At 60.6% G+C, this 11,618-nt stretch carries 11 protein-coding genes; 3 read left to right on the forward strand and 8 right to left on the reverse strand.

Annotation, left to right across the window (positions count from 1 at the left end):
* Positions 1 to 98: 98 nt before the first annotated feature.
* Both KVQ82_RS25740 and kdgD read right to left on the reverse strand, forming a co-directional pair.
* Positions 99 to 1,544, reverse strand: coding sequence for an aldehyde dehydrogenase family protein (locus KVQ82_RS25740; protein WP_086793764.1), 1,446 nt, complete (start codon positions 1,542 to 1,544; stop codon positions 99 to 101).
* 60 nt (positions 1,545 to 1,604) lie between these two features.
* Positions 1,605 to 2,516 carry a 5-dehydro-4-deoxyglucarate dehydratase gene (gene kdgD / locus KVQ82_RS25745; protein ID WP_222016558.1) on the reverse strand — a complete coding sequence of 304 codons (912 nt, stop codon included), beginning with the start codon at positions 2,514 to 2,516 and terminating at the stop codon, positions 1,605 to 1,607.
* 237 nt (positions 2,517 to 2,753) lie between these two features.
* On the opposite strand from kdgD, the gene KVQ82_RS25750 reads away from it, so the two are divergent.
* A complete protein-coding gene (locus KVQ82_RS25750) occupies positions 2,754 to 4,067 on the forward strand; it encodes a phospholipase (protein WP_222016560.1) in 1,314 nt (437 codons plus the stop codon).
* Between the two features lie 3 nt (positions 4,068 to 4,070).
* Positions 4,071 to 4,259 (forward strand): hypothetical protein, encoded by a 189-nt coding sequence (locus tag KVQ82_RS25755; protein WP_145597338.1) that lies wholly within the window; start codon positions 4,071 to 4,073, stop codon positions 4,257 to 4,259.
* Positions 4,260 to 4,468: 209 nt separating this feature from the next.
* On the opposite strand, the gene KVQ82_RS25760 is transcribed toward KVQ82_RS25755, so the two are convergent.
* From KVQ82_RS25760 to KVQ82_RS25775, 4 genes are all read right to left on the reverse strand, one after another.
* Positions 4,469 to 5,218 (reverse strand): FadR/GntR family transcriptional regulator, encoded by a 750-nt coding sequence (locus tag KVQ82_RS25760; RefSeq protein WP_041072876.1) that lies wholly within the window; start codon positions 5,216 to 5,218, stop codon positions 4,469 to 4,471.
* Between the two features lie 178 nt (positions 5,219 to 5,396).
* Positions 5,397 to 7,124, reverse strand: a complete 1,728-nt coding sequence (locus KVQ82_RS25765) for an ABC transporter ATP-binding protein/permease (RefSeq protein WP_222016563.1) — start codon at positions 7,122 to 7,124, stop codon at positions 5,397 to 5,399.
* Positions 7,125 to 7,220: 96 nt separating this feature from the next.
* Complete coding sequence (locus KVQ82_RS25770; RefSeq protein ID WP_222016565.1) at positions 7,221 to 7,781, reverse strand: response regulator transcription factor; 561 nt, start codon at positions 7,779 to 7,781, stop codon at positions 7,221 to 7,223.
* A complete protein-coding gene (locus KVQ82_RS25775) occupies positions 7,774 to 9,036 on the reverse strand; it encodes an ATP-binding protein (RefSeq protein WP_027610820.1) in 1,263 nt (420 codons plus the stop codon). The genes KVQ82_RS25770 and KVQ82_RS25775 overlap by 8 nt, the downstream gene beginning before the upstream one ends.
* Before the next feature lie 412 nt (positions 9,037 to 9,448).
* Between KVQ82_RS25775 and KVQ82_RS25780 the strand changes: the two genes are divergently transcribed.
* Positions 9,449 to 10,168: an SIMPL domain-containing protein gene (locus KVQ82_RS25780; RefSeq protein ID WP_027610819.1), complete on the forward strand. Its 720-nt coding sequence runs from the start codon at positions 9,449 to 9,451 to the stop codon at positions 10,166 to 10,168.
* Between the two features lie 137 nt (positions 10,169 to 10,305).
* On the opposite strand, the gene KVQ82_RS25785 is transcribed toward KVQ82_RS25780, so the two are convergent.
* Together KVQ82_RS25785 and KVQ82_RS25790 are read right to left on the reverse strand one after the other, a co-directional pair.
* Positions 10,306 to 10,488: a hypothetical protein gene (locus tag KVQ82_RS25785; RefSeq protein WP_222016566.1), complete on the reverse strand. Its 183-nt coding sequence runs from the start codon at positions 10,486 to 10,488 to the stop codon at positions 10,306 to 10,308.
* A gap of 120 nt (positions 10,489 to 10,608) precedes the next feature.
* On the reverse strand, positions 10,609 to 10,971 hold the full coding sequence (locus tag KVQ82_RS25790) for a DUF6124 family protein (protein WP_222016567.1): 363 nt from the start codon (positions 10,969 to 10,971) through the stop codon (positions 10,609 to 10,611).
* Positions 10,972 to 11,618: the final 647 nt, after the last annotated feature.

The following is an 11,618-nucleotide window of genomic DNA, read 5'->3' on the forward strand; positions in this document are numbered from 1 at the left end:
TTCCCTGTAGGAGCTGCCGAAGGCTGCGATCTTTTGATCTTGATCTTCAAACAAATCAAAAGATCGCAGCCTTCGGCAGCTCCTACAGGGGTATTGCTTCAGGAGCCGATGTAGCTGGTCTTCACGACCGTGTAGAACTCTTGCGCATAGCGGCCTTGCTCACGTGAGCCATAGGATGAACCCTTACGGCCCCCGAACGGAACGTGGTAATCGACACCGGCGGTCGGCAGGTTGACCATCACCATCCCGGCCTGCGAATGGCGCTTGAAGTGGTTGGCGTACTTCAGCGACGTGGTGGCGATGCCGGCAGACAGACCGAACTCGGTGTCGTTGGCCATCGCCAGCGCCGCCTCGTAATCGGCCACGCGAACGACGTTGGCCACCGGGCCGAAAATCTCTTCACGGCTGATGCGCATCGACGCTGCGCTGTCGGCAAACAGCGTTGGCGCGAGGAAGTAGCCTTCGGTGTCGCAGGTCACCAGACCACCGCCGCTGACCAGGCGTGCACCTTCGGACTGGCCGATGTCGATGTACTTCATGTCCTGTTCCAGCTGCGCCTGGGAAACCACCGGACCGATGTCGGTGCCGGATTTCAGCGCGTGGCCGACCTTGATCGACTGCATGCGCTCGGCCATGGCCTCGACGAATTTGTCGTGAATCCCGGCGGTGACGATCAGGCGGCTCGACGCCGTGCAACGCTGGCCGGTGGAATAGAACGCGCTCTGCACCGAGAGCTCGACCGCTTGTTTGAGGTCGGCGTCGTCGAGAATGATCTGCGGGTTCTTGCCGCCCATTTCCAGCTGCACCTTGGCCTGGCGCGACACGCAATTAACAGCGATCTGCCGACCCACGCCCACCGAACCGGTAAAGCTGATGCCATCGACTTTCGGGCTGTTGACCAGCGCTTCGCCGACCACCCGACCGCTGCCCATCACCAGGTTGAACACGCCGGCCGGGAAGCCTGCGCGGGAGATGATTTCCGCCAGCGCCCAGGCACAACCCGGCACCAGATCCGCCGGTTTCAGCACCACGCAGTTGCCGTAGGCCAGCGCCGGAGCAATCTTCCATGCCGGAATGGCAATCGGGAAGTTCCATGGGGTGATCAGACCGACCACGCCGAGGGCTTCGCGGGTCACTTCAACGTTGACGCCCGGGCGCACCGACGGCACGTAGTCGCCGGACAGACGCAGGCATTCACCGGCGAAGAACTTGAAGATGTTGCCGGCGCGGGTCACTTCGCCGATGGCTTCGGGCAGGGTCTTGCCCTCTTCCCGGGCCAGCAGGGTGCCGAGTTCTTCGCGACGGGCGAGGATTTCCGTGCCGACTTTATCCAGCGCATCGTGACGGGCCTGAATGCCCGAAGTCGACCACGCCGGGAACGCGGCGCGGGCCGCATCGATGGCGGCGTTAACCTGAGTCAGGTCAGCCTTGGCGTAGTCGCCGATGGTGTCGCTCAGCTCGGACGGGTTGATGTTCGCCGAGTAATCGGCACCGGCGACCCATTCACCGTTGATGTAGTTGTCGTAACGCTTGGAATCAGCCACAGAAAATTCTCCTCTCTACGCAAAAGCCGCTGATTGCTCAGCGGCCTTGTGGGTCGGTGTTTATTGCGCGCCTTGCTTGTCGATCAGCGCGGCGAGCATTTCGAATTCTTCGCCGGTCAGGTCGGTCAGCGGTGCACGCACCGGGCCTGCGTCATAGCCGGCGATTTTCGCGCCTGCCTTGACGATGCTCACGGCGTAACCGGCCTTGCGGTTGCGGATGTCCAGGTACGGCAGGAAGAAGTCGTCGATGATCCTGGCGACGGTGGCGTAATCGTCGCGGGCAATCGCGTGGTAGAAGTCCATCGCGGTTTTCGGGATGAAGTTGAACACTGCCGAGGAGTAAACCGGCACGCCCAGTGCCTTGTAGGCAGCGGCGTAGACTTCCGCAGTCGGCAGGCCGCCGAGATAGCTGAAGCGATCACCGAGGCGGCGACGGATCGACACCATCAACTCGATATCGCCCAGACCGTCCTTGTAGCCGATCAGGTTCGGGCAGCGCTCGGCCAGACGTTCCAGAAGTGGCGCGGTCAGGCGGCAGACGTTGCGGTTGTAGACCACCACGCCGATGTTCACCGATTTGCACACCGCTTCAACGTGGGCGGCGACGCCGTCCTGGCTGGCCTCGGTCAGATAGTGCGGTAGCAGCAACAGGCCTTTGGCGCCCAGACGCTCAGCTTCCTGGGCGTACTCGATGGCTTGACGGGTCGAGCCGCCGACACCGGCCAGAATCGGCACGCTGCTGGCGCAGGTGTCGACGGCAGTCTTGATGATTTCCGAGTATTCGCTGGCGGCCAGGGAGAAGAACTCACCGGTGCCGCCGGCGGCGAACAAGGCTGAAGCGCCATACGGAGCCAGCCATTCCAGACGCTTGATGTAGCCGGCGCGGTTGAAATCGCCCTGCGCGTTGAAATCGGTCACCGGGAACGACAGCAGACCGGCGGAGAGGATGGACTTCAGTTCTTGTGGATTCATTATTCGAACACCCTGGGTAGCAACATTTTTTGTGAGTTTTATGGTTCAGCCAGCGCTGAAGTTGTAGGTCATCGTACAACTTAAAAGATAACCGTCAACTGCATTTCATCGTCGCCTCACACTTTTTGTCGGACAAGATTCGATCTTGACGTAGGAAAAATCTGGTCTAGGCTCGACTAAACTGTATATCCATACAGTTAAAAATAAATCCACCGACGACATATCAAGGAGCCAGAAATGTCCGGACTGCATGCAAAACCACAGGAACGACCCAACCCGGTCGTCGCTCGACTCGATGATCTTTTCACTGTAAAAGGCATCCGCTTCAACGCCGACAATCCGCATCTGCTGCTGCACATCGCCGACGCCCATAGCGATGTCGTACCGGCCGCCGCCCTCCCCGGCAACGCCTTGAACATTCGACCGCCACTGCGCTTCGAAGGCGCTGAACACACGGCCATCGGCGATAACACCCTGCTGCGCTTCAGTGAAAACGCCGAGCCGATTCGCGCGCAAAACAAGCCCTTGCACTTGCCCAATGGCCTTGCGCTGACCTACGGCCAGGTAGTGGCGCTGGCTGGAGATTTCTACGGCGTGGTCGATCGACCGATCAACGAAGGCGCGACCCCGGCTGATCGCCTGAATCGCTTCCACGCTGCATTTGATTCTCTCGCCGTGCTGCCGGCCTCACGCGCCGAGGCCACGCAGATTCTCGCGGTCATGCAAAAGGAGATCGACGCGGTCAAACAGGCGATCAAGGACGGTAAATCACCGCACGAAGCCTACGACGCGCTCGGAGATACGTTGTCCGAAGAGTGGAACAAGCTCACCGGCGGCGGCAGTTTCGTCTCCGCGCTATTCCCGCTTGGGCGCTATCTGAAACTGGCGGCGAACAACGCCGACCACTTTGGCGAATGGGCCAGACTGGCCTACATCGCCGGCCACACCGCCGCCCTGCAAACCGCCGTCGCAGCCCGCGCCAATCACGATGAGCAGCAACTGGAACGGGCCTACGCGATGAACGCGTTTGCCGACCACTTCCTCACCGACCTGTTCTCTGCCGGCCACCTGCGTGTGCCACGCAAAGAGATGGCGGCGGTGGTCACGCCGAGCGATCTCGGCTCGCTGGTCACCCGTTTCATGCACGACGAGGACAGCAAATTCGGCCTCAAGGTGCGCAACGCCCATGGCGATCAATGGCGCGCCTACGGCGACAAACGTTACTTCGACGCCAGCGACGCGGACAACCGAACCCAGGTCAATCTGGCGGTGCAGGCTTCGGCGGATGAAATCTTCGCCGCCTACCTCAGCGGCAACGTGCCCGCCCCTTCAACGTTTGCCGCGTTGCAATGCCTGCCGGATCTGACGGCGGTGCTGAATCTTTCCAGCAACTTCTCGCCGCTGTTCCGCGTAGAGGGCGGCAAGGTGCTGCGGCGCAAAGATGTGAACAACCTCAACGACACCGCCACCATCGATGACTGGTGGGGCTGGAGCACTTACTTGCTGCTCAAGGACTACCACCCGACGGGCAACGTCAATCAAGGAGAATGAGCAATGACGATCACATTGAAACTGGAACTGACGTCGGGGCAGTCGCTGCAGGGCGCGCCGCTGGAGCTGCTGGCGGACGGCAAGCCGATTGCGCGGGGGGTTGTGGATAAATCGGGAGAGGTGGCGTTTGCTGCCAAGCCTGGTAACGCGAAACTGGCAGTGAGGGTGGATCGCTCGATATTGCCGCGCTGAATTCACCGGCCTCATCGCTGGCAAGCCAGCTCCCACAGTGACTGATGTCGTACACGGAATCCGCTGCAACATAGGAACCTGTGGGAGCTGGCTTGCCTGCTCCCCTCAGCGATCGATGTCGTACACGGGATCCGCTTCAACATAGGAACCTGTGGGAGCTGGCTTGCCAGCGATAGCGGTATGTCAGGCGCACATAAACTGCCAGACACTCATCCGCGCTGCGCCTGTGCCTCTTCATGGGCCTGGCGCAGCCTTTCACGGCTGTTGGTCAAATGCAGGCGCATCGCCGCCCGCGCCGCATCGGCATCCTGGCGAGCAATCGCCTCGTAGATTTCCTCGTGCTCACGGCTCAGGCGATTCATGTAGTGCTGCTGATCATCATGCGCCAGGCGTGCCGAGTTCAACCGCGTACGCGGAATGATGCTGGTGCCCAGGTGGGTCATGATGTCGGTGAAGTAACGGTTGCCGGTGGACAGTGCGATTTCCAGGTGGAAGGCGAAGTCCGACGCTACCGCATCGCTGGCGTGGGCCACGCTGTCGTTCAGTGCATCGAGGGCGGCGCGCATGGTCGCCAGTTGTTCGGGACTGCGACGTTGCGCGGCGAGGCCGGCGGACTCCACTTCCAGGCTGATGCGCAACTCCAGAATCGCCAGCACGTCACGCAAAGTGACGACGGTCGCCGGGTCGATGCGGAAACCGCTGGGGCTCGGCGTGTCGAGCACGAAGGTGCCGATGCCGTGGCGGGTTTCCACCTGGCCGGCAGCCTGCAAGCGGGAGATCGCCTCGCGCACCACCGTGCGGCTGACGCCATGCTCCTGCATGATCGCCGACTCGGTAGGCAGTTTGTCGCCGCGCTTGAGCAGACCGTCGCGGATCTGCTCGGTCAGCACCGTCACCAGCTCCTGGGCCAGGCTGCGGCGCTTGCGCGGGAGGCGTGGGGTGTCGATCGGGTTTTCCATGGTCAACGTCTGGTCTCGAAAAATCGGCTTGGTGGGCATCATAGCGCAGGCGGGTTGTACGATCACTCGTCACAGACTTCCCCTGTAGGAGCTGCCGCAGGCTGCGATCTTTTGATCTTGAAAAACAACATCAAAAGATCGCAGCCTGCGGCAGCTCCTACAGGGGGATTTCTGTGGGTCAGGCGGTCACGGCCTGTTCCACCAGATGCCCGCTGTCGATCCGTACATGCCGTGGGTGGAAGCGCTTGAGGCTGCTGCGGTGGCCGACGCTGACGATGCTCAGGCCCGGCAACTGATCAATCAGCGCCTGATACAACGTTGCCTCATCCTCTTCATCCATCGCCGACGTCGCCTCGTCCATGTACAGCCATTGCGGTGCGTAAAGCATCGCGCGGGCGAAGGCCAGGCGTTGCTGTTCACCCGGCGACAGCATGCGCTGCCAGTGATTGGCTTCGTCCAGACGTGCGACCAGATGCGGCAGACGGCAAGTCTCCAGCACCTGCGCGTAACGCTCTGGCGCGTAGGTGTCGCCCGGTTGTGGATAACTCAAGGCTTCGCGCAGGGTACCGATCGGCAGATACGGCTTCTGCGGCAGGAACAGATAACGCGCTGCCGGCAGACGAATAGCACCGTGGCCCGAGGGCCACAAGTGCCCCATCGCCCGCAACAGCGTGGACTTGCCGCTGCCGGAGCGACCGCTGAGCATCACCCGCTCGCCGGGCTCTACCGTCATGTCGGCATTGGTCAGCAGGTGACGACCATCGGCCAGGTCCAGGCCGAGGTTGTGCACTTGCAATTCGCTGCCTTGGTTTTGCACGTCGATGGCCGGGCGGCGCTGTTCGTTATCGGTCATGGCCTGACGGAAACTCAGCAGACGATCACAGGTGGCGCGCCAGGACGCGAGGCTCTGATAGGCGCTGATGAACCAGCTGAAACTCTCCTGGACGTTGCCGAATGCCGAGCTGATCTGCATCAGTTCACCCAGCTCGATCTTGCCGGCGAGGTAGCGCGGCGACGCCACGATAAACGGGAAAATGATCGCAGCCTGGCTGTAACCGGCAGTGAAGAACGTCAGGCGCTTGGACACTTTCATGATGTCCCAGAAGTTGTGCCAGACATTACCGAAGCGACCGCTCAAACGACGATTTTCGTTCGGCTCGCCGTTGTACAACGCGATACTCTCGGCATTTTCACGAATCCGCACCATGGAAAAACGCAGGTCGGCTTCGAAGCGTTGTTGTTGGTTGTTCAGGCCGATCAAGCGGCGACCGATCAAGTGCGTCAGCCAACTGCCCACCACGGCATAGACCAGCACGCACCAGAACATGTAGCCGGGAATGGTGATGCCATAGACCTCAATGCTGCCCGACACGCCCCACAGAATGATCGAGAACGACACCAGGCTGACGATATTGCGCAGCAGGCCGATCCCCAGCTCAAGGGTATTGGAGGTGAAGTTATTGAGGTCTTCGGAAATCCGCTGGTCCGGGTTATCGGTGTAACCGCCCTGCTCCAGCTGGTAGTAATTCTTGTCGGCGAGCCAACGGGAGAAATGCTTTTCGGTGAGCCAGGCCCGCCAGCGAATCGTCAGCATCTGGGTCAGATAAAGCCGGTACACCGCACCGACAATCGCCACCGCTGCAATCGCGCAGAAATACAGAATCAGCTGCCAGAACGCCGCTTCATCTTTCTTCTGCAGCGCGTTGTAGAAATCCTTGTACCAGGTGTTGAACCACACCGAGATCCCCACGCTGAGCAACGACAGCGCAATCACCGCAATCAGCAATGTCCAGGCCTTGCCCTTCTCTTCGCTGCGCCAATAAGGCGTGATGATCCCCCACACCTTGCGAAAAAACTGCCCGCGCACAGCATCGTTGACCGCGGAATATTCAGCGTTCTGATTCATGGAAAAGGCTCGATAAAGAAAAGAACAGACACGCACCGATCATAGTTGATCGGTGCGCGTTATCGCGAGGGCTGGCGATGGCCGTTCAGCGCAGGTTCAGCGACGAACCGGGCGCTTCTGCAGTTTGCGCTGCAGGGTGCGCCGGTGCATGCCCAGGGCGCGGGCAGTGGCGGAGATGTTGCCTTCGTGCTCGGTGAGCACGCGCTGGATGTGCTCCCATTGCAGGCGGTCGACCGACATCGGTTTTTCCGGCACCAGGCTGTCGAGGTCGGCGTGTTCGGAGAGCAGCGCAGCCAGCACGTCGTCGGCGTCGGCCGGTTTGCACAGGTAGTTGCAGGCGCCGCGCTTGATCGCTTCGACCGCCGTGGCAATGCTCGAATAACCGGTGAGGATCACCACGCGCATTTCCGGGTCCAGTTCCAGCAGCTTGGGCAGCAGCACCAAACCGGAGTCGCCGTCCATTTTCAGGTCCAGCGCGGCGTAGTCCGGCAGGTCGGCCTGGGCGATGGTCAAGCCTTCTTCGGCGGAGCCTGCGGTACTCACGCGAAAGCCACGGCGGGCCATGGCACGGGCCATTACTCGGGTGAAGGTCGCGTCGTCGTCGACCAGCAGCAGATGCGGCAGTTCTTCGCCTTCGACTTGGATTTCGTCACTCATGTTGGTCTCCTCGGGCGCCGTGGGGCAGGCGCAGCTCGGTGAGCGTGCCGCCTTCCTCATGACTATAGAGTTTCACTGAGCCGCCGGCGCGTGTCACGCTGGCCTTGCTCAAAAACAGGCCCAGGCCGAAACCTTTGCCCTTGGTGGTAAAAAACGGTTTGCCGATCTGCTCGGCGATGGCCAGCGGCACACCGGCACCGTGGTCACGAATGCTGATGGTCACGGTTTCCGCGTCCCAGTCCAGCGTCACCTGAAGATTTTCCGGGCAGGCGTCGGCGGCATTGTTCAGCAGATTGAGCAGCGCCTGGGTCAGATCAGGCGGCGGTGCCATGCGCGGCACGGTGCCCTGGCCGAGACGCTGGAAGCGATAACTGGCCTCCGGACGCATCAGGTGCCAACGGTTCAGCGCTTCGTCGAGCCATTGGGTGACGTCCTGCATCTCCACCGCCATACGGCGGTTGGCCTCGGCGGCGCGCACCAGTTGTTGCAACGTTTCTTTGCACAGCTTGACCTGATCCTGCAGCACCTTCAGATCGTCCTGCAACATCGCGTCGGGGTGGTCCTGCTGCATCTCCTTGAGCAACACACTCATGGTCGCCAGCGGCGTGCCGAGTTCATGCGCGGCGCCAGCGGCCTGGGTGGCGACGGCCAGCAATTGCTGATCGCGCAGGCCTTCTTCGCGGCGAATCGCGCGCAATTCTTCCTGACGGCGCAGCTCTTCGGCCATGCGCGCAGCGAAAAACGTGATGACCGCAGCCGCGAGGGCAAAACTCAGCCACATGCCGTAGATCTGCAGGTTCTCGCGGGCCACCGGCAGGGTTTCCAGCGGGTAGAACCGCGTGAGCATCACGGTGTACAGCGCCAGCGCAATACCCGACAGAATCACCGAATAACGCCACGGCAGCGTCACCGCCGCGATGGTCAGTGGCACCAGATAGTAGGAAACGAACGGGTTGGTCGAACCGCCGGAGAAATACAGCAGCGCACTGTGGATCACCAGATCGCAGGCCAGTTGCAGCGCATATTCGAGTTCGGTCACCGGCCACGACGTACGCAGTCGCACGGCGGTGAACACGCAGAGCAGAATCGAGCAGCCGAGGGTCATCGCCAGTTGCACCCACGGCAACGGCAACAATTGCAGCCAGTAGGCCAGGCCGACGGACCCGGCCTGCGCGGCGAGCACCAGGGTGCGGATGAACGTCAGCCGCCAGAGGTTCTGGCGAGTGGCGGAAGTCAGTTGTACGGGGGCGAGCATGAGCTCTCCTGATGAGCGCTCCAGGCGGATCGCACGGAGTATAACCAAGCCGCGCCTTTGAGAGGCGAAAGTGCGGCAAATGACCACATGGCGCTGGCGGTAAATTGGGCTACAGCGCATGGCTGTCCGAGATCGACTGTGGCGAGGGAGCTTGCTCCCGCTCGGCTGCGAAGCAGTCGTAAATCCGGTATCTCCGGTATTTCTGGCAGATCACGATTGCCGGGTTTGGGACTGCTTCGCAGTCCAGCGGGAGCAAGCTCCCTCGCCACAAGAGCGCACTCGACTCAGGATCTGCGGTGAGCCGGGACATCTGTATAGAAGTTGTAACTGGGCGAACCGCAGCGCAGAAGCTAGAGTCTGATGGTTTCACGCAGGGACGAACCAACACCTGCGCATTATTCAAGGAGCCTTCATGCACACCTTTCGCCGCAGCGCCGCCCTTCTCGCCCTGACCGTCGGCAGCATCGCCAGCCTTCCGGCGCTGGCCGCCGATGAGCTGCACTACAACCAGATCTCCCTGCGCGCCGAAGTCAGCCAGGAAGTGGCCCGCGACCTGATGATCGTGACGCTCTACACCGAAGCGCAAAACACCGACCCGGCCAAACTCGCCGCCGACGTCAGCACCACCATGAACAAGGCACTGGCCCAGGCCAAGCAAGTCAAAGACATCACCCTGCGCCAGGGCAGCCGCAACAGCTACCCGATCTACGACACCAAGGGCCAGAAAATCACCGGCTGGCGTGAACGCGCCGAACTGCGCCTGGAAAGCGCCGACTTCGCCGCCCTGTCCAAACTCACTGGCGAACTGCTGACCGACCTGAAAATGGGCGGCATGGACTTCGCCATCGCCGAGCCGACCCGCAAGGCCAGCGAAGACAAACTGCTCAAAGAAGCCGTCAGCGCCTTCAAGGCCCGCGCGCAACTGGCCACCGACGCACTGGGCGGCAAGGGCTACAAAATCGTCAACCTGAACCTCAACAGCAACGGCTACCCACAACCGTACATGCGCGCCCCGATGATGATGAAAGCCGCCGGCATGGCGGATTCGGCACCGGTCACACCGGAAGTCGAAGCCGGCACCAGCCAGGTCAGCCTGACGGCGGACGGCTCGATTGAAGTGCTGATGCAGTGAATTAAAGTGGGCTGAATGAAAAACCGGCGATCAGAGAATGATCGCCGGTTTTTTTGTGCCCGGTTTTGTAGTGAATGAACTGCCATTGCAGGCATACCGCTTCTTTCTACAAATCAGCCGCAACCTTGAACGGAAGATCAATGGTTGTATTCGCCTGCATTAATCAAATTTATCGCGTGCGTCCACGCGTCAGTCTCCGTTCCAAACTCCTGATCATCAATTGGCTGTCCCGCCAGATAAACCTGCCAGAAAGACCCACGATTTCCCTTGGCGACCAACCTGGCTTCATAGCCGCGTCTTTTTGCATCCGTGATGTCCATGGTTTCACCTCAATCAGTTTTTGCTTGGATACAACTCGCTTGGCAAGACTAGCCAGACGAGTCGCTTGCAATCATGTTCATCCCATTCGCGAGCTATATCTACTGTCAGACCTGACAGGTCTATGACTGCGGATCAACCCGATCCAGCGCCCGATTCACCGCCAGCTCAGCGAGCATGATGATCTGCTGAATCGCCAACGCCGTATTGCGCTGCGGGCGACTGAGCTGATCGGCGAAATCGCTGGCCATGGTGTTGGCCGAGGCCAGGGACTCACAGGCGTGCGCCAACAGACTTTCCGTGTCGATGCCCGGATGGACGAGGAACATCGAAGTGGGTGGACGCGGTTTTGTGGCTTCGGGGCTGAGGTAGAAGTCGAGGGCACGTTTGATCGCTTCGCGGTTTTTTGCGAGGTCTTCGGCGTGAAGGGCTTCGGCGAGTGGGGTTGTGGGTTCGAGCGGTGGATCTGGGACCGGTTTGGACATTGATAGCGTTCCTGATCAATAGCCATTCACTCGCCGTTCTCACGCGGCGGAGTGGTGGCAGCAATGTGCGGGGTGAGAAACCGGTAGGAACAAGCCCGGCCGGACCGAAGCCCGCCCGCACACAGCCGCCATAGAATATTGCAGCAGCAGAAATGCCGGCGGCAATTATGGTGGTACTGATTGTGGATTAACAGTTCCTGCGGGTTCTCACACCCGATCGCTGAGTTTTCAGCGACAGCTCAAGGCTAGAGAGCTGACGTCCGAGGGACAACCTGAAAACCTTGTGGGAAGGTTCTGGTTATCCCACACACCTTTAAACACAACTCCACTCCCTGTAGGAGCTGCCGAAGGCTCGGGCCGCGTTCGGACGATCTTTTGACTTTGGCTCTCACAACTCAAAAGCAAGATCAAAAGATCGCAGCCTTCGGCAGCTCCTACAGGGGAACTCAAAGTATTCAATTAAAGTCAGGTCGGCTGTCAGGCCGCCATCGCTGGCAAGTCGCCGCAACCGCTTTTCACCACTCAACACGATGAGCGTTAGCTCGAGTACCGCTTTTGATCTGAGGGCCCGTCGGCAGGCTGAGTGGAGGGGGTTATCCGGGGGTGGGAGCGCAGCGACCGTTTGGCGCAGCCAAACACAGCGAGAG

Source organism: Pseudomonas sp. AO-1 (assembly GCF_019775695.1).
Taxonomy (GTDB): domain Bacteria; phylum Pseudomonadota; class Gammaproteobacteria; order Pseudomonadales; family Pseudomonadaceae; genus Aquipseudomonas; species Aquipseudomonas parakoreensis.